22 protein-coding genes and 3 pseudogenes are annotated in these 19,854 nt (G+C 75.4%); 3 read left to right on the plus strand and 22 right to left on the minus strand.

All coding sequences use genetic code 11. The features are described 5' to 3' along the window. Positions 1-108: 108 nt before the first annotated feature. The 4 genes from ftsY to ACVJO7_RS13460 all read right to left on the minus strand — a co-directional run bounded on the left by ftsY (position 109) and on the right by ACVJO7_RS13460 (position 6,659). The gene (gene ftsY / locus ACVJO7_RS13445; RefSeq protein ID WP_491673205.1) at positions 109-1,365 is read right to left on the minus strand and encodes a signal recognition particle-docking protein FtsY; all 1,257 of its coding nucleotides are present in this window, start codon (positions 1,363-1,365) and stop codon (positions 109-111) included. Between the two features lie 805 nt (positions 1,366-2,170). After that, positions 2,171-5,773, minus strand: coding sequence for a chromosome segregation protein SMC (gene smc, locus ACVJO7_RS13450; protein ID WP_491673139.1), 3,603 nt, complete (start codon positions 5,771-5,773; stop codon positions 2,171-2,173). Positions 5,774-5,854: 81 nt separating this feature from the next. Then, entirely contained in the window at positions 5,855-6,274 is a 420-nt protein-coding gene (locus tag ACVJO7_RS13455; RefSeq protein WP_491673140.1) for a VOC family protein, read from the minus strand. Between the two features lie 94 nt (positions 6,275-6,368). Then, positions 6,369-6,659: an acylphosphatase gene (locus tag ACVJO7_RS13460; RefSeq protein WP_344028530.1), complete on the minus strand. Its 291-nt coding sequence runs from the start codon at positions 6,657-6,659 to the stop codon at positions 6,369-6,371. A gap of 22 nt (positions 6,660-6,681) precedes the next feature. On the opposite strand from ACVJO7_RS13460, the gene ACVJO7_RS13465 reads away from it, so the two are divergent. Then, complete coding sequence (locus tag ACVJO7_RS13465; RefSeq protein ID WP_491673141.1) at positions 6,682-7,470, plus strand: CAP domain-containing protein; 789 nt, start codon at positions 6,682-6,684, stop codon at positions 7,468-7,470. A gap of 25 nt (positions 7,471-7,495) precedes the next feature. Here the strand turns inward: ACVJO7_RS13465 and ACVJO7_RS13470 are convergent. From ACVJO7_RS13470 to ACVJO7_RS13495, 6 genes and pseudogenes are all read right to left on the minus strand, one after another. Next, positions 7,496-7,708: pseudogene (locus tag ACVJO7_RS13470) on the minus strand (winged helix-turn-helix domain-containing protein); the annotation flags it as partial. Between the two features lie 92 nt (positions 7,709-7,800). Beyond that, positions 7,801-7,860 (minus strand): annotated as a pseudogene (locus ACVJO7_RS13475) (hypothetical protein); the annotation flags it as partial. 59 nt (positions 7,861-7,919) lie between these two features. Then, positions 7,920-8,087: a hypothetical protein gene (locus tag ACVJO7_RS13480; protein WP_491673212.1), complete on the minus strand. Its 168-nt coding sequence runs from the start codon at positions 8,085-8,087 to the stop codon at positions 7,920-7,922. 33 nt (positions 8,088-8,120) lie between these two features. Next, positions 8,121-8,419: pseudogene (locus ACVJO7_RS13485) on the minus strand (potassium-transporting ATPase subunit C); the annotation flags it as partial. Positions 8,420-8,474: 55 nt separating this feature from the next. Beyond that, complete coding sequence (locus tag ACVJO7_RS13490) at positions 8,475-8,651, minus strand: hypothetical protein (RefSeq protein ID WP_491673213.1); 177 nt, start codon at positions 8,649-8,651, stop codon at positions 8,475-8,477. Positions 8,652-8,667: 16 nt separating this feature from the next. After that, positions 8,668-8,856, minus strand: a complete 189-nt coding sequence (locus ACVJO7_RS13495) for a potassium-transporting ATPase subunit F (protein WP_491673142.1) — start codon at positions 8,854-8,856, stop codon at positions 8,668-8,670. Between the two features lie 218 nt (positions 8,857-9,074). Here ACVJO7_RS13495 and ACVJO7_RS13500 point away from each other — a divergent pair, with 218 nt between their 5' ends. After that, complete coding sequence (locus ACVJO7_RS13500) at positions 9,075-10,124, plus strand: magnesium and cobalt transport protein CorA (RefSeq protein ID WP_491673143.1); 1,050 nt, start codon at positions 9,075-9,077, stop codon at positions 10,122-10,124. A 52-nt stretch (positions 10,125-10,176) separates the two neighbouring features. Here the strand turns inward: ACVJO7_RS13500 and ACVJO7_RS13505 are convergent, their stop codons facing one another. The 8 genes from ACVJO7_RS13505 to ACVJO7_RS13540 form a co-directional block, all read right to left on the minus strand. Continuing rightward, the gene (locus ACVJO7_RS13505; RefSeq protein WP_491673144.1) at positions 10,177-11,337 is read right to left on the minus strand and encodes an HAAS signaling domain-containing protein; all 1,161 of its coding nucleotides are present in this window, start codon (positions 11,335-11,337) and stop codon (positions 10,177-10,179) included. Next, positions 11,337-11,654 carry a PadR family transcriptional regulator gene (locus ACVJO7_RS13510; RefSeq protein WP_344028503.1) on the minus strand — a complete coding sequence of 106 codons (318 nt, stop codon included), beginning with the start codon at positions 11,652-11,654 and terminating at the stop codon, positions 11,337-11,339. The genes ACVJO7_RS13505 and ACVJO7_RS13510 overlap by 1 nt, the downstream gene beginning before the upstream one ends. Before the next feature lie 234 nt (positions 11,655-11,888). Continuing rightward, positions 11,889-12,773: a bifunctional DNA-formamidopyrimidine glycosylase/DNA-(apurinic or apyrimidinic site) lyase gene (mutM, locus tag ACVJO7_RS13515; protein ID WP_491673145.1), complete on the minus strand. Its 885-nt coding sequence runs from the start codon at positions 12,771-12,773 to the stop codon at positions 11,889-11,891. 9 nt (positions 12,774-12,782) lie between these two features. Next, a complete protein-coding gene (gene rnc, locus ACVJO7_RS13520) occupies positions 12,783-13,553 on the minus strand; it encodes a ribonuclease III (protein WP_344028497.1) in 771 nt (256 codons plus the stop codon). A gap of 10 nt (positions 13,554-13,563) precedes the next feature. After that, positions 13,564-13,746, minus strand: coding sequence for a 50S ribosomal protein L32 (gene rpmF / locus ACVJO7_RS13525; protein ID WP_085912377.1), 183 nt, complete (start codon positions 13,744-13,746; stop codon positions 13,564-13,566). 71 nt (positions 13,747-13,817) lie between these two features. Then, positions 13,818-14,405: a YceD family protein gene (locus tag ACVJO7_RS13530; RefSeq protein ID WP_491673146.1), complete on the minus strand. Its 588-nt coding sequence runs from the start codon at positions 14,403-14,405 to the stop codon at positions 13,818-13,820. A gap of 36 nt (positions 14,406-14,441) precedes the next feature. Further along, complete coding sequence (locus ACVJO7_RS13535; RefSeq protein ID WP_491673147.1) at positions 14,442-15,386, minus strand: MinD/ParA family ATP-binding protein; 945 nt, start codon at positions 15,384-15,386, stop codon at positions 14,442-14,444. Positions 15,387-15,503: 117 nt separating this feature from the next. After that, positions 15,504-16,283: an AraC family transcriptional regulator gene (locus ACVJO7_RS13540; RefSeq protein WP_344028485.1), complete on the minus strand. Its 780-nt coding sequence runs from the start codon at positions 16,281-16,283 to the stop codon at positions 15,504-15,506. A gap of 65 nt (positions 16,284-16,348) precedes the next feature. Here ACVJO7_RS13540 and ACVJO7_RS13545 point away from each other — a divergent pair, with 65 nt between their 5' ends. After that, on the plus strand, positions 16,349-16,849 hold the full coding sequence (locus ACVJO7_RS13545) for a VOC family protein (protein WP_491673148.1): 501 nt from the start codon (positions 16,349-16,351) through the stop codon (positions 16,847-16,849). Between the two features lie 21 nt (positions 16,850-16,870). Here the strand turns inward: ACVJO7_RS13545 and ACVJO7_RS13550 are convergent, their stop codons facing one another. The 4 genes from ACVJO7_RS13550 to ACVJO7_RS13565 all read right to left on the minus strand — a co-directional run bounded on the left by ACVJO7_RS13550 (position 16,871) and on the right by ACVJO7_RS13565 (position 19,853). Then, the gene (locus ACVJO7_RS13550; protein WP_491673206.1) at positions 16,871-17,638 is read right to left on the minus strand and encodes a DivIVA domain-containing protein; all 768 of its coding nucleotides are present in this window, start codon (positions 17,636-17,638) and stop codon (positions 16,871-16,873) included. 109 nt (positions 17,639-17,747) lie between these two features. After that, positions 17,748-18,233 (minus strand): pantetheine-phosphate adenylyltransferase, encoded by a 486-nt coding sequence (gene coaD, locus ACVJO7_RS13555; RefSeq protein ID WP_344028479.1) that lies wholly within the window; start codon positions 18,231-18,233, stop codon positions 17,748-17,750. Positions 18,234-18,262: 29 nt separating this feature from the next. Then, positions 18,263-18,997, minus strand: coding sequence for a GntR family transcriptional regulator (locus tag ACVJO7_RS13560; RefSeq protein ID WP_344028476.1), 735 nt, complete (start codon positions 18,995-18,997; stop codon positions 18,263-18,265). Between the two features lie 67 nt (positions 18,998-19,064). Continuing rightward, the gene (locus ACVJO7_RS13565; protein ID WP_491673149.1) at positions 19,065-19,853 is read right to left on the minus strand and encodes a glucosamine-6-phosphate deaminase; all 789 of its coding nucleotides are present in this window, start codon (positions 19,851-19,853) and stop codon (positions 19,065-19,067) included. Between the last annotated feature and the right edge of the window lies 1 nt (position 19,854).

Genomic DNA, 19,854 nt, shown 5'->3' on the forward strand with positions numbered 1-19,854 from the left:
ATGACGCTTCTGTTACGCAACGGGATACCCCGCACGGAATGTCATCCGAATGGTCCGGTTTGTGATACTCCGCACGGAGCAGTTCGCTGCTCGTGGCCGGCTTCTGTATCAGTTCAGCAGAGCGTCCACGAACGCCTTCGGCTCGAATGGCGCGAGATCGTCCGGCCCCTCGCCGAGACCCACGAGCTTCACCGGGACGCCGAGCTCACGCTGCACCCGGAACACGATGCCGCCCTTGGCCGTCCCGTCGAGCTTGGTGAGCGCGATCCCGGTGACGTCGACGACCTCGCCGAAGACCCGGGCCTGGGTGAGCCCGTTCTGGCCGGTGGTGGCGTCGAGCACGAGCAGCACCTCGTCGACCCGGGCCTGCTTCTCCACCACCCGCTTGACCTTGCCCAGCTCGTCCATCAGACCGGTCTTGGTGTGCAGCCGGCCCGCGGTGTCGAGCAGGACGGCGTCGACGGCGTCGTCGGTGCCGCGCTTGACCGCCTCGAACGCCACCGACGCCGGATCGGCGCCCTCGGGGCCGCGCACGACCCCGGCCCCGGAGCGTTCGCCCCAGGTGACCAGCTGCTCGGCCGCGGCCGCGCGGAACGTGTCCGCGGCGCCGAGGGTGACCCGGCGGCCGCCGGCGACGAGTACCCGGGCGAGCTTGCCGGTGGTGGTGGTCTTGCCGGTGCCGTTCACGCCGACGACGAGCAGCACCGCCGGACGGCCGTCGTGCGGCAGCGCGTGCACCGACCGGTTCTGGCCGGTGTCGAGCGCCTCGACCAGCACGTCGTGCAGGGTCTGGCGGACCTGCTCGGCGGTGCGCACGCCGCGGGCGGCGAGCTGCTCGCGCAGCCGCTCGGTGATCTCCGCGGTCATCTCCGGGCCGAGATCGGCCTGGAGCAGGGTGGCCTCGACGTCCTCCCAGGACTCGTCGTCGAGGTCACCGGCGCCGAGCAGGCCGAGCAGGCTCTGGCCGAGCCCGGACCGGGAACGCGACAGCCTGCCGCGCAGGCGGCCGATCCGGCCCTCGGCGGGGGCGATGTCCTCGGTGGGAGTGGTGGCGGCGGCCGGGTCGGCGGTGGGGGCCGGGGTGGTCGGTGCGGTACCGCCGGGCGCCGTGCCGGTGTCCGGACGGGCGACCGGAGCGGTCGGAGCGGTCGGCCCGGTCCCGGGCGCCGGGAGCTGCTCGGTGACCGCCCCGTCGGGCGCCGGGAGCTGCTCGGTGGCCCCCGCGTCCGCGGCCGGACCGCCGCCGGGCGCGACGTCCGGGCGGGCGAGCTGCCGCGTCTCCGGGTCCTTGCTGGCCTCGGCGGTGTCGATGACCCGGCTCTCGCCGGCGGTGTCGATGACCCGGCTCTCGCCGGCGGTGTCGATGACCCGGCTCTCGCCGGGTGCGCCGCTACCCCGGTCCGCCGGAGCTGCCGGGGTGGGCTCGGTCCGGACGGTCGGGCCGCTCGGCGACCGGCGGGAGGTGACCGGCGGCGCGGTGCTCACCGGGATGCCCCCGGGTGGTGTCCGGGCCTCGGTCGCGCCGCCGACGACCGGCGTGCCGCCGGGCGGCGTGCGCACCTCGTCGGCGGTCGGGCCCTCGTCGAGAGCCGTACCGGCGCCGGAGTCGGTGCCCGAGCCGGAGTCGGTGCCGGATCCGGTGGCAGTGCCAGTGGCGGTGCCGGCGGCCGTGCCGGTGGTGCCGGTGGTGCCGGTGGCCGTGCCGGTGCCGGCGGCCGTGCCGGTCGCGGCATCGGAGGCCGGGCGCGAGCCGGAGGCCGGGCGCGAGCCGGGGGCCGGGTCGGTGCCCGGGCGCGAGCCCGGGGCCCGGTCGGTGCCCGGGGGCGAGTCCGGAGCCGCGCCGTCGGGTCCGGCGCCGGGGCGCTCGGGTCCGGCGGGGCGCTCGGGTGCCGTGGCCGTCCCCGAGGCGAAGTCGAACCCGCCGCCGGCCTGGTAGCTGCCGCCGCGCGGGGGTTGCCGGTCGGTCTCGAGCTCGGGTGTCGACTCGTCGTCGGAGCGCAGACTGATCCGCCGTCGCCGGGCGATCAGCACCCCGGCGAGGACGGCGACGAGCAGCACGGCGACGACGACCGCGACGACGATCCAGATGGTCTGCGTGGTCACCCGCACAACCCTGCCACGCCCGGGTTCCCGGCCGCGCGCGACACCGGGACGCGGCGCGGGCCGGACGTCAGGAGGCGGGCCGCAGCCGCTGCGAGATGACCTGGGTGATGCCGTCGCCGCGCATGGACACGCCGTACAGCGCGTCGGCGACCTCCATGGTCGGCTTCTGGTGGGTGATGACGATCAGCTGGCTGGCCGAGCGCAGCTCCTCCAGCAGCGAGATGAGCCGGCGGAGGTTGACGTCGTCGAGGGCCGCCTCGATCTCGTCGAGCACGTAGAACGGCGACGGCCGCGCCCGGAAGATCGCGACCAGCAGCGCCATCGCGGTCAGCGACCGCTCGCCTCCGGAGAGCAGCGACAGCCGCTTCACCTTCTTGCCGGGCGGCCGGGCCTCGACCTCGATGCCGGTGGTCAGCATGTCCTCGGGATCGGTCAGGACGAGCCGGCCGTCGCCGCCGGGGAACAGCGTCGCGAAGACGGTCTCGAACTCCCTGGCCACGTCGTGGTAGGCGGTGGTGAAGACCTGGAGGATCTTGTCGTCCACCTCGCGGACCACGGTGAGCAGGTCGCGGCGGGTGTTCTTGAGGTCCTCGAGCTGGGTGGACAGGAACCGGTAGCGCTCCTCGAGCGCGGCGAACTCCTCCAGCGCCAGCGGATTGACCTTGCCCAGCTGGGCAAGGTCCTTCTCGGCCCGCTTGAGCCTGCGCTCCTGGGTGGCCCGGTCGAACGGCACCGGCGGCGGCGCCGACACCTGCTCGCCGCGCTCGCGGGCGGCCTCGTACTCGGCGGTCTCCGCCTCCGACGCCGGGACCGGCACGTCCGGCCCGTACTCGGCGACCAGGTCGTCGATGCCGATGCCGTGTTCGGCGAGGACCCGCTCGGTCAGCTGCTCGAGCCGCATCCGGGTCTGCTGGCGCACCATCTCGTCGCGGTGCACGGCGTCGGTCAGCTTCTCCAGCAGCGCGGTCAGCCGGGTGGTCGCGTCCCGGGCCTCGCGGTGCGCCCGGTCCCGGTCGGCCCGGGCGGCCTGGATCTCGTCGCGCTCCGCCGCCGCGGCGGCGAGCGAGAGCTCGATCCGGGCGACCGCCGTCTCCCCCGCGTCGACGACCAGCCGGGCGATCTCGCCGGCCCGTTCCCGCTCCTGCGCGGCCGCCGCGGCCCGGGCCCTGGCCTGGCGCTCGGACTGCGCCTGCCGGCGCAGCGACTCGGCCCGGCCGGCGATCGCCCGGGCCCGCTCCTCCGCGGTGCGCAGCGCCAGCCGGCACTCGACCTCCTCGGAGCGGACCTCCTCGACCCGCTCGGCGGCCTCGTCGCGCAGCTCGGTGTCCGGCTCGTCGTCGACCGGGACGTCCTCGGCGATGGAGAGCTGGTGCTCGGCGGCCTCCAGCTCGATCAGCGACTCCGAGCGGCGGGCCTCCACGGTGTCGCGCCGCTCGCGCAGCCGCTGCGCCTCCGCACCGGCCGAGGTGACGACCTGCTCCAGCCGGCCGAGCTGGGCGGCGGCGGCCGAGCGCCGCTTCTCCGCCTCGGTGACCGCGGCCCTGGCCTGCTCCAGGTCACCGGCCCGGGCCCGCTCCTCGGCCCGGGCGCCCTCGCAGGTCGGCCGCAGCGACTCCAGCTCGGCGTCCACCCGGTCCCGCTCGGCGATCGCGTCGTCCACCGCGGCCTGCAGCTGCAGCGCGCCCTCCCCCGCACCGGCGCCGCCGCGGGCGGCGTGCGCGGTCAGCAGGTCGCCGTCGGTGGTGACGACGGTCAGCCCGGGGCGGGCGGTCAGCACGGCCGCCGCGGCGTCCAGGTCGTCGACCACCACGACGTCGTGCAGCAGTGCGGCGAGCGCCGCGCCGAGCGCGGGCGGCGCGGTGACGAACCGGGCCGCCCACCGGCCCGCCGGCGGCTCGCCCGCCGGGGCGGCGACCGGGACCGGCGGCCCGGCGGCGGTGCCGTCGCCACCGACCAGCAGCGCGGCCCGGCCGGAGTCCCCGGCGCGCAGCGCGCGCAGTGCGGCGGCCGCCGACGGCAGCGACGCGACCGCGACGCCCTCGGCGACCTCGCCGAGCGCGGCCGCCACCGCGGCCCGCCCCGCCGGATCGACGACGACGAGCTCGGCGACCGCGCCCAGCAGCCCGTCCGGCTCGGAGTCCAGCAGCGCCCCGGTGCCGTCCCGGCGGACCAGGCCGACGCCGAGCGCGTCCACCCGGGCCCGCCAGTGCGCCCGGCGCTGCTCGGCGTCCCGCTCGGCGCGCACCAGCTCGGCGACCCGCTCGGCGGCCGCCCGGTGTGCGGCCTCGGCCTGCTCGACCCGGACGGCGAGCGCGTCCCCGTCACCGTCACCGTCACCGGGTCCGACGCCCAGCGACTCCCGGGCCGACTCCAGCTCGGCCCGCGCCTGCTCGGTCCGGGCGGCCGCCTCGGTGAGCGCCTCGGACAGCCGCTCGATCTCCTCCGCGGTCGCCGCCGCCCCGGAGCGCAGCGCGTCGGCCTTGCCGGCCAGGGTCGCGATGCCGGCCCGCCGGTCGGCGAGCGCCCGGACCGCCGCCCGGTGCTCGCGCTCCGCGGCGGCCAGGGTGCGCTCCCGCTCGGCCTTCTCCTCGACCACCTCGTCGAGCCGGCGCCGGGCCTCGGCGACCGCGGCGAGCAGCTCCTCCTCCTGCTCGGCGATCGCGTCCGCCTCGGCCTCGGTCTCGTCCGGGTCCCGGCCGGGGGTGCGCTCGGCGGCCTCCGACGAGGTGAGGTGGCGGACCCGTTCCTGGGCCAGCCGGACCGTCCCGCGCAACCGCTCGGCCAGCGCGGACAGCTGGTACCAGGTGTCCTGGGCGGCGGCGAGCCGCGGCGCGTCCTCGGCGAGGGCGGCGGCGAGCGCCTGTTCGCTCTCCCGGGCCTCGGCGAGCTGCTCCTCGACCTCGGCGCGGCGCCGCCGGGCCTGTTCCTGGCCGGCCTCCTCGCGGGCGACCTCGCCCTGCAGGGTGACGACGTCGTCGGCGGCCAGCCGGAGCCGGGCGTCCCGCAGCTCGGTCTGCACCGACTGGGCCCGGCGCGCGATCTCGGCCTGCCTGCCCAGCGGCTTGAGCTGGCGGCGCAGCTCGGCGGTGAGGTCGGTGAGCCGGGTCAGGTTGGCCTGCATCGCGTCCAGCTTCCGCAGCGCCTTCTCCTTGCGCTTGCGGTGCTTGAGGACCCCGGCCGCCTCCTCGATGTAGGCCCGCCGGTCCTCCGGCTTGGACTGCAGCACGCCGTCCAGCTGGCCCTGCCCGACGATCACGTGCATCTCCCGGCCGATGCCGGAGTCGGACAGCAGCTCCTGGACGTCCAGCAGCCGGGCGCGGGAGCCGTTGATCTCGTACTCGCCGGCGCCGTCGCGGAACATCCGGCGGGTCACCGAGACCTCGGAGTAGTCGATCGGCAGCGCGCCGTCGCTGTTGTCGATCGTCAGCGTGACCTCGGCACGGCCCAGCGGCGACCGGCCGGAGGTGCCGGCGAAGATGACGTCCTCCATCTTGCCGCCGCGCAGCGCCTTGGCGCCCTGCTCGCCGAGCACCCAGCTGATCGCGTCCACCACGTTGGACTTGCCCGAGCCGTTGGGCCCGACCACGCAGGTGATCCCCGGCTCCAGACGCAGCGTGGTGGCCGAGGCGAAGGACTTGAAGCCCTTCATCGTCAGCGTCTTCAGGTGCACGGGTGCGGACTCCAGCTGCGGGGGAAGCCGCCAGGTTACCGGGGGCGGGGCGCCCACCCGGGACGACCCGCCCGGCGCCGGTCAGGCCGCCGGCGCCGTCGCGTTCACCAGCCAGCGCACACCGAACCGGTCGGTGACCTGACCGAACACGTCGCCCCACATCTGCTTCTCGAACTGCACGTCGACGACGCCGCCGTCGGCGAGCGCGCCGAACCAACCCTCCAGCCGGCCGATGTCGTCGCCCGAGATACTGATCGAGACGCCCGCCGGATCGGCCCCGACCGGCCGCTCCGGGTCGCCGTCGGACGCCATCAGCACGAAGCCGTCCGGTGTATGCAGGTAGGCGTGCATCACCCCGTCCGGCGGCGGCACCGGACCCTCGGAGCCCATGTCGCCGAAGGTCATGATGCTCAGCTCACCGCCGAACACCGAGCGGTAGAACTCCATCGCCTGCCGGGAGGCGTTGTCGAAGTGCAGGTACGGGTTCATCGAGACCGCCATGGCGCGCTCCTTCAAGCCGGTGTGCACCGTTGTAGACCCCGGTACCGACAGGAACTCGTCGGTGATCTCCCGGCCGTGACGCCCGGTGCCCGGCTCAGGCCTCGGTGAAGCCCTCGAACGCGCCTGCCGGCTCGCCCCACTGCTCGGCCACCGCGGTCACCCGGCCCGGGGTGTCCGGTCCGCGGAGCAGGTCCAGCAGCTGCCCGCAGGCCCCCCGGTCACCCTCCGCGGTCACCGCGACCCGCCCGTCGCGCAGGTTGCGGGCCTGCCCGACGAGTCCGAGCTCCAGTGCGCGGGCGCGGGTCCACCAGCGGAAACCGACGCCCTGTACGTCTCCCTGGACCCATGCGATGAGCCGAACGGCCGAATCTGTGCTGCTACTCACAGTGCTGGTACGTTACCCGACCGTGACAAGATCACGTACACCGCGCGCCACCAGAGCCGTGCTCGGCGGCGTCGGTGCGGGTGCCGTGCTGGCCATGGCGGCGCCACTCACCCCGCTGGGTACGTGGCTGCCCGGACCGGTGGGCCCGGTCGAGGAGACCGTCCCGCTGCGCCCGGTCGGCGCAGCATCGGCCGCGCTGCCCACGGCCGGACCGGCCCCGGCGGACCCGGCGCCGCCGCCGGCGCTGGACGCCGCGCGGGCCGCCCGGGACGCCTTCGCCACCATCCCGGCCGAGGCCGCGGTCGCCGCCGCGCAGGCGCACCGGGCTGCGCTCGACGCCGCGGCGGCGCGGGACCCCGCAGACACCACAGCCACCGCGCGCCCCGGGGCGGACGCGGGCGGGGCGGCGGGCGACGCCGGTCACCCGGTGCCGGCCGCGGCCGGGCTCACCGGGCAGCTCGCGCTGGTCGTGGAGCTCACCAACGTGGAGCGGGCGGCCGCGGGCTGCAGCGCGCTGCGGGTGGACCCGCGGATCAACGCGGCCGCCGAGGGGCACAGCGAGGACATGGCCGCGAACAGCTACTTCTCGCACGAGAGCCGGGACGGCCGGGACTTCGCCGACCGGATGACCGCGGCCGGCTACCCCTCCCCCGGCGCGGAGAACATCGCCGCCGGGCAGCCGGACGCTGCCACCGTCGTCGCCGACTGGATGGCCTCGCCCGGGCACCGGAAGAACATCCTCGACTGCTCGCTGTCCACGATCGGCGTCGGCCTGGCCGGCGGGTACTGGACGCAGAACTTCGGGCGCTGAGCACGTCGGGCGGTGAGATCACAGCTCAGCCGTCGAGCCGGTAGCCCATCCCGGCCTCGGTGATCAGGGATCGCGGGCGGGCGGGCACCGGTTCGAGCTTGCGCCGCAGCTGGGCCAGGTAGACCCGCAGGTAGTGGGTCTCGGCGTCGTAGCACGGGCCCCACACCTCGTGCAGCACCTGCCGCTGGCCGACCAGCTTGCCGCGGTGCCGCACCAGCAGCTCCAGGATCCCCCACTCGGCGAGCACTGTCCCGGCGTGCTGGACGCGCCGGCGGGGCAGCACCTCCAGGCCTCCAGCAGGGCGGCGGTTCGTTCCCGGCCGTGCGTCTCGACGACCCCGACGACGACGTCGGTGCCCCGGTCGCGCCGCCGGTGCGCCTCGGCGAGCATGGCGAAGGTCTTGCCGACCCCGGGCGCCGCACCGAGGTGGATCCGCAGCTCACCCCTGTTCACCGGACCGTTCTGGCAACCGGCGCCACCCCCGCGGAATCCCCGATCCCAGCGGCCCCGCGCAGGGCGGCGTCCTGCACGGTGGCGTTCAGCACGGTGGCGTTCAGCACGGTGGCGTTCAGCACGGTGGCGTTCAGCACGGTGGCGTTCAGGTCGGGAACGTTCACCCGCGGCTCACCGAGCATCCCGAACGTAGGGCCGTCAGCGGCGCCGGCGACCAGCTCCGCCACCAGCGCGGGCGGCAGTCCGGTGACCCGGCGAGCCGGGGCGCCTGCAGCGCGGCGTAACCGGGGCTGGTGTGCGGGTCCAGGCCGGACGCCGACGCCGTCACCGCGTCACCCCGGACCGCCGCGGGCCGGGTCCCCTTCCGGGCCGCGATCAGCTCCCGGCGCAGGGTCACCACGGCCAGCAGCTCCGGATCGGCGCCGCCCGCGAGGCCGGGCAGCCGGGCGGCCGCCCAGATCCCGAGCGGATAGACGACGCCGCACAGCACCGCCATGACCAGCAGCAGCCGCAGGCCGGCTGCGGCCTGTCTGCGCAGGATGGCGAGCACCTCACACCTCCGGGACCAGGCGGACGACGAGATCGATCAGGGCGATGCCGGCGAACGGCGTGAGCACCCCGCCGATCCGGTAGACGAGCAGGTTGCGGCGCAGCAGCGCAGCCGCCGACGACGGCCGGTACCGCACCCCGCGCAGCGCGAGCGGGATCAGCGCCACCAGGATCGCCACCTGGGCCAGACGGCCATCAGGAACGCTCCGGACGCAGCAGCGCCACCACCAGGTGGACGAGCAGTGCCAGCGCGGCGAGCCCGGCCACGACGTCGGCGATCACAGCTTCTCCATCCCGTGCAGTGCGAGCGCGAGGACGGCGAAGCACGCCGGCACCAGCGCGAGACAGGCCACGTCGGCCACAGGTCCCCTTCCGGGTCCGCACCGGGACATCCGCCGCGGCCGGAGCGAGATCGTGCGTCCCACGGGGGGCGGCGCGGCGTCCCGGTGACCATCGTTTGACGCCGCGCCCGGCCGCGTCGACGGCTCCTCGACGGCGCCGTGGGGCCGGTCACGCGCGGCGCCCGTTGCGAGCGGGAAGCACTCGTTACCCTCTGCTGGGCCGGGGGGCACCGGGCCGGGGAGTCCGGGAGGTGGCGGAGCATGTCGGTGATCGACAACGCGGTGTACGTGGACGGCAGGCGGGCCGCGGCGCCGGCGTCGGTGGACGGGGCGCTCGCCGAGCTGCACCGTTGCCGCCGCGACCAGGTGGACGCGTCGTCCGGCGGGTTCTGCTGGATCGGGATGCTCCGACCGGACCACGACGAGATCCGCGAGGTCGCGAAGGAGTTCGACCTGCACTCGCTCGCCGTCGAGGACACCGTGAACGCCCACCAGCGCCCGAAGATGGAGCGCTACGGCGACACCGAGTTCGTCGTGCTCCGCCCGGCCCGCTACGTCGACCACGACGAGGTCGTGCAGATCGGCGAGGTCCACCTGTTCCTCGGCCCGGACTTCGTGATCACCGTCCGGCACGCCGTAGAGCCGGAGCTGGGCGAGGTCCGCGAGCGGCTGGAGAACGACCCGGAGCTGCTCGCGCACGGCCCGATGGCGGTGCTCTACGCCGTGCTGGACCGGGTGGTCGATGACTACGCCCCCGTCCTCGACGGCCTGCAGGACGACATCGACCAGATCGAGGAGCAGGTGTTCCGGGGCGACCCGCAGGTCTCCCGGCGGATCTACCAGCTGACCCGCGAGGTGATCGCGTTCCAGCGGGCCGTCGAGCCGTTGCAGGAGATCTTCGGAGAGCTGCGCGGCCGGTTCGCGAAGTCCGGGCCGAGCCCCGATCTGGAGCTGCGCCGGGCGATGCGCGACGTGATCGACCACGCGACCCGGGTCCGGGAACGGGTGGAGGGCTTCCGTGACCTGCTGGGCAACATCCTCACCGTCAACGCCACCCTCGTCGCGCAGCGGCAGAACGAGGAGATGACCCGGTTGACCGAGGCCGGGTTCGCGCAGAACGAGCAGATGAAGAAGGTGTCGTCCTGGGCGGCGATCCTCTTCGCGCCCAGCCTGATCGCCGGCATCTACGGGATGAACTTCGAGCACATGCCCGAGCTGAGCTGGACGTTCGGCTATCCGATGGCGTTCGGCATGATGCTCGCGCTCGCGCTGGTGCTGTACACGATGTTCCGGCGCAACGGCTGGCTGTGACCGCGGGCCGGGCGCGCACCCCCCGTGCGCGCCCGGCCCCGGTCCCCGGCCGTCAGCCGGTGGGACCCGGCCCCGGTGCCGGTGGCGCGGTCGCACCGCCCGGGATCGTGACGATCAGCGGCTCCGGCGGGGTGGTCACGCACTCGCCGGTGACCGGATCGGGCGTGCGGTCGCCCCGCGGGTACGGGCCCGGCTCGGCCGCCGGCACCCCGCCGCCGGGCCGCTCGGCCGGGATGCAGCCGATGTCCTGCACGGCCAGCGGGCGGCCCTCCTGGTCGAACAGGTACACCCCGGACAGCGGGTTGCCCTGCGCGTCGAACGGGCGCACGTCGGTGACCGGCTCCCCGTCCCGGAGCAGGCCGGGCTGCACCCAGGACGCCTGGCCGCCGTCCCACGGCGGCGACGCGAGCGAGTGCACCGCGCCCAGCAGCACCCCGGCGGCGAACGCGTTCAGCGGCACGACCGCCCACAGCAGCCGCCGGTCGGCCCGGGTGCGGGCGCCCAGCGCGAACGACAGCGGGATCGCGACGAGCCCGAGCACCGCGCCGGTCACCAGCGCGGTCGGGCCCTGCCCGGCGAACAGGTAGGCGAGCGTGCCGCCCGCGAGCACCGCGCGCAGCACCCACCAGCCCGGTTGCAGCCCGGCGAGCAGGACCGGGACGTCGATCCGGCCGCCGCGGCCCGCCGGTTCCGGTGCGGAGCCCGCACCCTCCGGTCCGGGCCGCAGGCCGCGGTTCAGCGCGGACACCGAACCCAGGGCCGCGACCGAGGGCAGCCGCGGGCCGTCACCGAGCACCGGCAGCAGCCCGATCAGCGCCACCACCAGCCCGACGATCAGCCCCAGCACACCGGACGGGACCACCAGCCCGCCGACGACGGCGATCAGGACGCCCACCACCAGCGCCGTCACCGCGAACCGGGCCGACCAACGGCCCCGGTGCGCCGGGGACCTCTCCGGTGCGGTGCCGAACCCGGCCGCGGCCCGCAACTCGGCCGCGTACGCCGCGGGGGTCCCGAGCCGCTCCTGCACCGCGTCCCGGTCGTAACCCTCGCCGAGCTCCGCGGCGAGCTCCGCGAGATGCCCGCGGGCGTCCTCGACGATCTCCTCGACCTCGCCGGGCGGCAGATCGGCCAGGGCGGACCGCAGGCCGTCCAGGTAGTCGGCGGTGGTCCCGTCGGGGATCCGCGTCGTCGGGTCGTCCGTCTCGGCCATCACGCGCCCACCAGCCCGTTCATCGTGGTGGCGAACGCCCGCCACCGGTCCGTCGTCTCCCGCAGCCGTTCCCGGCCCGGCTCGTTGATCGCGTAGTACTTGCGGTGCGGCCCCTCCTCGCTCGGCACGACGTAGGACGTGAGCAGCCCGGCCCCGTAGAGCCGGCGCAGCGTGCCGTACACCGAGGCGTCGCCGACCTCGGTGAGCCCGGCGCCGCGCAGCGCGCGCACGACCTCGTAGCCGTAGCCGTCGGCCCGTTCGAGCACGGCCAGGACCGCGAGATCGAGTACGCCCTTCAACAGCTGGCTGGTGTCCATCGCCCCCCTTCCTTCCGCACCGGAGAGTACTACGTTAACCGCAGTAGCCTGGAGCGCGTTGCACCCGGGCAGGGTGGGCGCGCCGGGCACCGGGGTCGCCACGGCGCACCCCTTCCGTCGCGAATCGCACCCCCAGCGGGTTCGCGCACCCGGTGGAGCAGGTGCGGGGACGTGCTGGGGGTGCGGCATCGGAGCAGAGGGTGCGGCGCGGTCCGCACCGGCGGCGGCCCGTCGTCAAGGGGCGCGGTGCGCCCGCGGCGTGGGCTGGCAGCGCGGGCAGGTGAAGGACGACCGGTTCATGAAGTGGTCCCGGCGGATCGGCGTCCCGCACCGCCGGCAGGCCCGGTCGACCCGGCCGTAGACGTTCAGCGAGCGGTCGAAGTACCCCGACGCCCCGTTGACGTTGACGTAGAGCGCGTCGAACGACGTCCCGCCCTGGGCGAGCGCCTCGGTCATCACGGTGGTCGCGGCGTCGAGCACGGCGTGGCCCTGGGCGCGGGTCAGCCGGTCGGTCGGCCGGGCCCCGTGCAGCCGGGCCCGCCAGAGGGCCTCGTCGGCGTAGATGTTGCCGATCCCGGAGACCACGGTCTGGTCCAGCAGCGCCCGCTTGACCTCGGTCCGGCGCCGGCGCAGCGCCGCGACCGCGTCGGCCGCGGAGAACGCCGGGTCCATCGGGTCGCGGGCGATGTGCGCGACCGGTTCCGGCACGAGCCCGCCGCCCGACGCCGGCCGCAGCGGGTGCACGGACAGCCCGCCGAACGTGCGCTGGTCGACGAACCGCAGCTCGGGGCCGTCGTCGTCGAACCGGATCCGCACCCGCAGGTGCTTCTCGTCCGGACGCCCGGGATCGGCGACCAGCATCTGCCCGCTCATCCCGAGATGCGCGAGCAGCGCGTCGTCACCGGGGTCCGCGGTATCGAGCTCCAGCCAGAGGTACTTCCCGCGCCGGGCGGCGGCGCGCAGGGTGCGCCCGCCCAGCCGGCCGGTGAAGTCGTCCGGGCCGGTCGGGTGCCTGCGGACCGCCCGCGGGTGCAGGACCTCGACGCCGGCGATCCGGCGGTCCAGCACGTGATCGGCCAGTCCGCGCCGGACGACCTCGACCTCGGGCAGCTCGGGCACGGCGCGCGGTCAGAGCGTGGAGCCGGAGCTCTGCTCCGCCGACAGCGCCCGCCAGGCGAGCTCGGCCGCCTTCTGCTCGGCTTCCTTCTTGGTGCGCCCGGCCCCGGTCCCGAGGTCCCGCCCGGCGACGACGGCCGTCGCGGTGAACACCTTCAGGTGGTCCGGGCCCTCCTCGTCGATCCGGTACTCGGGCACGCCGTGCCCGCCGGCCGCGGTCAGCTCCTGCAGGCTGGTCTTCCAGTCCAGACCGGCGCCGAGCAGCGGTGCGCTGCGCAGCAGGTCGTCGAACAGCCGGTGGATCAGCTCCCGGGACGGCTCCAGGCCGTGCTGGATGTACACGGCGCCGAGCAGTGCCTCGGTGGCGTCGGCCAGGATGCTGGCCTTCGTCCGGCCGCCGGTCAGCTCCTCGCCGCGGCCCAGGAACAGGTACGCGCCGAGCCCCAGCCGGGTGCCGTCGATGCCGGTGCGCCCGTCCGGGGCGGGCAGTGCGGCCGCGACGCCGGCCAGCGCGTGCATGTTGACGACGCTGGCCCGCAGCTTCGCGAGCTGCCCCTCCGGCAGGTCCGGGTGGTCCCGGTAGAGCCGCTCGGTGATCACGATGGACAGCACCGAGTCGCCGAGGAACTCCAGGCGCTCGTTGGTCGGCAGCCCACCGTGCTCGTAGGCGTACGACCGGTGCGTGAGCGCGAGGACCAGCAGCTCCTCGTCCAGCTCCACGCCGAGCGCGGACAGCAGAGGAGACCGGTCCGTCGCCGGACCGGTCACACTCTTCTCGCCCACCTCAGGCGGGTCAGGCCGGACGGGTGACCTGCCGGCCGTCGTACTGACCGCAGGTCGGGCAGGCGATGTGCTGCAGCTTCGGCTCCCGGCACGCGCGGTTCGAGCAGGCGACCAGGTTCGGTGCAGTGGCCTTCCACTGCGACCGGCGAGCCCGCGTGTTGGACCGCGACATCCGGCGCTTGGGGACGGCCATGATGACACTCCTCGGTTCTGAGACGTTCAGTCTGTCTGCTCACCGGGATCCGGCCCGCGAGGGGCACCGGCTCACTCGGTGGAGGGCAGGCGCTCACGGAGCGCCGCCCAACGAGGATCCAGTGTCTCATGCCCGTGATCGGGCGCGAGATCGGCCCACCGCTCACCGCAGCCCTCGCACAGCCCGGGGCAGTCGGGCCTGCACAGCGGCGCCATCGGCAGGTCGGTGACCAGCGCGTCCCGCACGGTCTGGGTGAGATCGATCCGCTCGTCGACCAGCCGCGGGATCTCGTCGGCGTCGGTGGTCTCCTCGGTGACCGAGGCCGGGTAGGCGAACAGCTCGCCGAAGGCGACCACGACGTCGTCGGACAGCGGGTCCAGGCAGCGCGAGCACTCGCCCTCCAGCCGGGCCGATGCCGTCCCCGAGGCGTAGACGCCCTCGGTGACCGACTCCAGCGACACGTCGAGATCGACGTCCGACCCGTCCGGGACGGCGATCACCCCGACCAGCCCGATCGCCTCGTCACCCGAGGGCGCGGGGACGGTCCGCGCGACGGTGCGTTGTGTCCCGGGGCGGCGGGCCAGCTCGCGGGTGCTGACCACCCACGGGTCGTCGTCGGGACGGGCGGGCCTGGATCGGGGGGTGCGCTGCGTGCTCATGTCCCGGACCAGGGTACGCCGCCGCGGCGGACGATCTCAGCGCACCCGCGCGTCGAACGCGTCCGCGACCAGCGCACCCAGCTCCAGGAACGCCGCCGCGGTCGCCGGGCGCAGCCGGGCCGGGTCGATCCGCCCGCCGGTGGCCAGGTGCGGGTCGTGCGGCACCTGCACCACCCCGCGGGCGCGGCCGGCGAAGTGCTCGACGATCCGGCCGGTGTCCACCTCGGCGCTCTGCCGGTCGCACGACAGCACGACGACGGCGTCCCGGGCCAGCGCCTGGTGGCCGTGCGCGGTCAGCCAGTCCAGCGTCCGCCCGGCGCGCCCGGCGCCGTCGGCGGTCGGCGCGCCGACCACCACCACCGAGTCGGCGCGGGCCAGCGTGCCCTCCATGGCCGAGTGCACCAGACCGGTCCCGGAGTCGGTGACGATGACGTTGAAGTAGCGGCCGAGCAGGTCGCAGACCCGCTCGTACTCGTAGCGGCGGAATGCCTGGCCGGACGCCGGGTCCTGCTCCGAGGACAGCACCTGCAGCCGTCCGGCGAGGCTGGTGTAGCGGGAGACGTCGGTCCAGGTGGTGACGCCGTCGAGATCGTCGAGCAGGTCCCGGACGGTGACCCGCGGGTCGCCGGTGAGCCGGTCGGCCAGGGTGCCGGCGTCCGGATTGGCATCCAGCACGACGGCCCGGTCGCCGCGGTGCTCGGCCAGGGTGAGCCCGAGGCAGGCGGCGACGGTCGTCTTGCCGACGCCGCCCTTCACCGACATCACCGCGACCCGGTGCGATCCGGGCAGCGGGCCCCGGATCCGGGCGAGCAGCGCGGCCCGGTGCAGCTCGGCCTCGCCGGGGCCGGGGCTCAGCCGGCCGCCGGTGAGGTCGTGCAGGGCGCGCCGCCAGCCGGTGCCCGGCCGTTCGACGCGCGGGCGCAGCACGTCGGCCTCGTCCAGCACCGGGGCTGCGGCCTGCGGGAGGGGGCGGGATGTCACGGGCGGTCCTTCCAGCCGGTGCCCGTAGCGCTCCCACCAGGTCGTCGGATCGGGCTCGGGCCGGCGTGCCATGCACGGAGAGTAGTACGACGGCGTTGTCCCGCGGAACGTTTCCGATCATCGTCCGGCGCGGGCCGCGCGCCGGGTCGCGCCCGGCGTCTCCCCCACCACGGCGCGGTAGCGGCGGGTGAAGTGCGCCTGGTCGGCGTAGCCGAGGTCGGCGGCCAGCGCGGCCAGGTCGGTGTCCGGGTCGAGCCGCAGCGCGGCGGCCGCGTGCTGCAGCCTGCGGCACTCGATCAGCCACAGCGGGGTCAGCCCGACGTGCCCGCGGACCAGCCGCTCCAGGGTGCGGGGGGCGATCCCGAGCTCCTCGGCGAGCTGGTCGGCGCGGACGACGTCGGCTCGTTCCTCGGCGAGCGCGCAGGCCCGGTTCACCAGCCGGCCCGCGTCGCCGACCCGGGCGGCGGCCGGTGCGAGCCAGTCGCGCAGCACCGCCGCGACCGACCGGTCCGGATCGGTCGCGTCGTGCACGGCGGCGGTCAGCGCCGCGACCGGCGCGCCGGGGAACGGCTCGGACGAGCCGCGCAGCGCGGCGGGCGGGGTCGCGGTGAGCAGCGGCGTCGCGGCCGGCCGCAGCAGCACCGCCGCCACCCAGGACCGGCCGGTCAGCTCGCGGACGTCGACCACCGTCCGCGGCCCGTACAGGTAGGCCCCGGCCGGTTCGGTGACCAGGTTGAACGCCGGGTACTGCAGCACCCGCTGCGGCCGGGTGGCGCCGTCGGGCACGTCCCACCGGGCGACCCAGGCCCACCGGACGAGCTCGTCGAGGCCGATCGGGAACCGGCTCAGCGCGACGTCCGGCCCGCCCGGGTTCAGGTGGCCGCGGGACTCGACCACGGCCGCCCTCCCGCCCTGTCGGGAATCTTCAAGAACGCCGGACGGGCCCGGGGCAGGCTCGTCCCATGAGCACCGACACCGTCACCCCCGCCACCGGCGAGCACACCACCGGCGGCCTGCCGCACGTGAGCACCTCGCTGACCCCGCACCTGGTTGCCTCCCCCGCCTGTGAGGCGATCGCACTCTACTGCGCCGCGTTCGGCGCGCGGAGTGTCTCGGTGACCGAGAGGGGCGGGCTGGTCGGCCACGCCGAGCTGGAGCTGGCCCGCGGCCGGTTCACCGTCAGCGACCCGATTCCCGACTACGGGCTGACCGCCGCCGCACCCGGCGACCATCCGGTCGGCATGTCGCTGGCCGTGTACGTCACCGACGTCGACGCGGCCGTCCGGGTGATCGCCGAGGCCGGCGGCACCGTCCGGGAGGTGCCGGACACCTTCGTCTCCGGGGACCGGTTCGCCTCGGTGGTGGACCCGTACGGGATCCGCTGGGCGGTGCTGTGCCGGGTCGAGGACCTCTCGCCGGAGGAGAACCAGGCGCGGGTCGCGGAGTGGGCGGGCGCGCAGTGACCGGGGGGCCGGGCGCACCGGTCAGTCGATGAGGTCCATCCCGGTGCCGGTCCGGCCGTTGTGCGGGTAGCCGCCGGGGCCCCCGTCGGGCCCGTAGCCGTAGCCGCCGCCCTGGCCGCGCCAGAGCTGGCTGCGGCCGCGCCCGACGACGCCGAGCGCGTTGTTGAGGGTGGTCTCCAGCTCGCCGAGGGTGGTGTCGACGTACTCGTCGCACTCCCGGCGGAGCCGGTCGGACTCGGCGTGCGCGGCGTCGACGATCCGGCCGGACTCGGCGTGCGCGGCCCGGACGACCTCGGTCTGGGCGACCAGCCTGGCTTGCTCGTTCTGGCCGTCGGCGAGCAGCCGGTCGTGCGCGGCGCGACCGGCGTGGGTCATCCGCTCGGCCTCGTCGCGGGCCCGGTCGGTCAGCTCGGCGTACTGCCTGCGGCCCTCGGCGACGGCGCGCTCGGCCTCGTGCCGGGCCTCGGCGAGGGTGCGGGCCGCCTCCTCCTGGGCCTCCGACACCAGCCGCTCGGCCTCGGTGCGCGCGTTCTGCAGCGTCTCCTCGGCCTCGGAGCCCGCCGCGGACCGGGTCTCCTCGGCCTCCCGCTCCGCCTCGGACACCACCTCGTCCCGGCGGTCGAGGACGTCCTGCGCGTCGTCCATCTCGCCCGGGATCGCCTCGCGGACGTCGTCGAGCAGCTCCAGCACGTCGCCGCGCGGGACCACGCAGTTCGACGTCATCGGGACGCTGCGAGCGTCCTCGACGATTGTCACCAGCGCATCCAGCGACTCGAAGACCCGGTACACGCGGGGGATCATCGCACCGGCCACCGGCACGGCGCGTTATTACCCGCGACTCGCGCGTGTCAAGTTCCGCAAGGGTGACCCCCACACAGACGAACGCGAAGCGTCCGGCTCAACCCTGCAACCGCTCGACCAGCCGCTCGTGCACGCTCGGCGGCAGGAACGCCGTGACGTCGCCGCCGCCGCGCGCGACCTCCTTGACGAGCGAGCTGGAGACGTACACCTGGCCGGGCGCGCCGGGCAGGAACAGCGTCTCGACGCCGGTGAGGTGCCGGTTCATGTGCGCCATCGGCAGCTCGTAGTCGTAGTCGGTGGCCCCGCGCAGGCCCTTCACCATCGCCTGGGCGCCGCGCTCCCGGCAGTAGTCGACGACCAGCCCGGAGAACGCCTCGACCCGGACCTGCGGCAGGTCCGCGGTGATCTCGGTGAGCATCTGCACCCGCTCGTCGATCTCGAACATGCCCTGCTTGCGCGGGTTCACCAGGATCGCGACGAACACCTCGTCGAACAGTGCTGCGGTGCGTGCGATCACGTCCAGGTGGCCGACCGTCGGCGGGTCGTAGGAACCGGGGCACACCGCGCGGCGCACGTCGGGCATGCGGCGGAACCTATCAGCCGCTGATCACCTCAGGTCCACTCCCGGTCCAGGGACATGTGCAGCTCGTAGCGGTCGCCGCGGTAGCGGGAGACGGTGTACTCGACCGGCCGGTCGCCCGACGACGCCGTCCGGTCGAACACCAGGATCGGCTCCCGGGGCGCGATCCCGAGCAGCACGGCCGACGCCTCGTCGGCCTCCCGGGCGGCGACGCTCTGCTCGGCCCGGTCGATCGGCAGCTCGTAGTGCTCCAGCAGGATCCCGTAGATGGAGCCGCTGAGGTCGTGCCGGTCCAGGCCGGGGGCCAGCTCGGCGTTGTACCAGGCGTCGTCGATGGACATCGGGACGCCGTCGGCGACCCGCAGCCTGCGCACCCGGTAGCAGCGCTGGTCGGGTCCCAGGTTCAGCGCCTTCGCCGCGTCCGCCGACGGCGGGACGTGGGACACCTCGAGCACCACGGTGGTCGGGGTCAGCCCGAGCCGGCGCATGTCGTCGTGGAACGACGCCAGGTGCAGTCGCGAGCGCGCGGTGCGGGCGGCGACGTAGGTGCCCTTGCCGCGGACCCGGGTGAGCAGGCCGTCGCGTTCGAGCTGCCCGACGGCGGCCCGCACGGTGACCCGGCTGACCCCGTGGTCGAGGCACAGCCTGCGCTCGCTCGGGAACGGATCGCCGGGCGCGAAGTCGCGGGCGATCGCGTCGGCGAGCAGGGTGCGGAGCTGCTCGTGCTTGGGCACGACCCCGTCACCGATCCGGACTGCCCGCGTCATCGACCGTCCCCTCCCCGCACCGTCCCGGGCCCGCCCCGGCGGCCGGTCGCTCCGGCCCGTCCCGGGCTCAACGGTAGCCGCGGACCGGGGTGCCCGTACCGCACATCCTGCCGGACCGGCCGGGTCCGAGACCGGCCGCGGCGGCCGGGTCGAGGACCACCGTGCAACGCGGGTGGTCGCGCAGCAGCGAGGCGGGCACCGCACTGCCGACCGGCCCGTGCACCGCGGCCGCGACCGCCGGGGCCTTCTCCGGGCCGGTCGCGACCAGCACCAGGTGCGCCGCCCGGCCGATCGTGCCGATCCCCTGGGTGAGCACGCGGTGCGGCACGTCCTGCGGGCGGTCGAAGAACCGCGCGTTGTCGGCCCGGGTGCGCCCGGTCAGCGTGACCTCCCGGGTCGTCGAGCCGGGCGGTGAGCCGGGCTCGTTGAACCCGACGTGGCCGTTCCGGCCGATCCCGAGGATCTGCACGTCGATCGGGCCGGCGTCGAGCAGCAGCCGCTCGTAGCGGGCGGCGGCCGCGGCCGGGTCGTCGGCGGTGCCGTCCGGGGCGTGCACGGCCGCCGGGTCGATGTCGAGATGGTCGGTGAGCTCGCGCCGGATCACCTGCCGGTAGGACTGGGGATGGTCGCGGGGCAGGCCGAGGTACTCGTCGAGCAGGAACGCGCGGGCGCCGCGGAACGACAGCCCGTCGCGCCGGTGCCTGCGGATCAGCTCGGCGTAGGCCGGCAGCGGCGAGCTGCCGGTGGCCAGGCCCAGGTTCACCGGTCCGCCCGCCGCACCGGTCACGGCGTCGGCGACGGCGTCGGCCACCGCCGCACCGCAGGCGGCGGGATCGGGCAGGACGACGACGTGCACG

Source organism: Pseudonocardia sp. DxW, from assembly GCF_058448985.1.

What these genes read in the sequence shown, in the direction of transcription:
- ACVJO7_RS13455 (WP_491673140.1), bottom strand. Translation starts at nt 6,274, where the DNA reads ATGGCGGTCTCGATGAACCCGTACCTGCACTTCGACAACGCCTCCCGG.
- ACVJO7_RS13500 (WP_491673143.1), top strand. Translation starts at nt 9,075, where the DNA reads ATGTCGGTGATCGACAACGCGGTGTACGTGGACGGCAGGCGGGCCGCG.
- ACVJO7_RS13505 (WP_491673144.1), bottom strand. Translation starts at nt 11,337, where the DNA reads ATGGCCGAGACGGACGACCCGACGACGCGGATCCCCGACGGGACCACC.
- ACVJO7_RS13510 (WP_344028503.1), bottom strand. Translation starts at nt 11,654, where the DNA reads ATGGACACCAGCCAGCTGTTGAAGGGCGTACTCGATCTCGCGGTCCTG.
- rpmF (WP_085912377.1), bottom strand. Translation starts at nt 13,746, where the DNA reads ATGGCCGTCCCCAAGCGCCGGATGTCGCGGTCCAACACGCGGGCTCGC.
- ACVJO7_RS13530 (WP_491673146.1), bottom strand. Translation starts at nt 14,405, where the DNA reads ATGAGCACGCAGCGCACCCCCCGATCCAGGCCCGCCCGTCCCGACGAC.
- ACVJO7_RS13545 (WP_491673148.1), top strand. Translation starts at nt 16,349, where the DNA reads ATGAGCACCGACACCGTCACCCCCGCCACCGGCGAGCACACCACCGGC.
- coaD (WP_344028479.1), bottom strand. Translation starts at nt 18,233, where the DNA reads ATGCCCGACGTGCGCCGCGCGGTGTGCCCCGGTTCCTACGACCCGCCG.
- ACVJO7_RS13560 (WP_344028476.1), bottom strand. Translation starts at nt 18,997, where the DNA reads ATGACGCGGGCAGTCCGGATCGGTGACGGGGTCGTGCCCAAGCACGAG.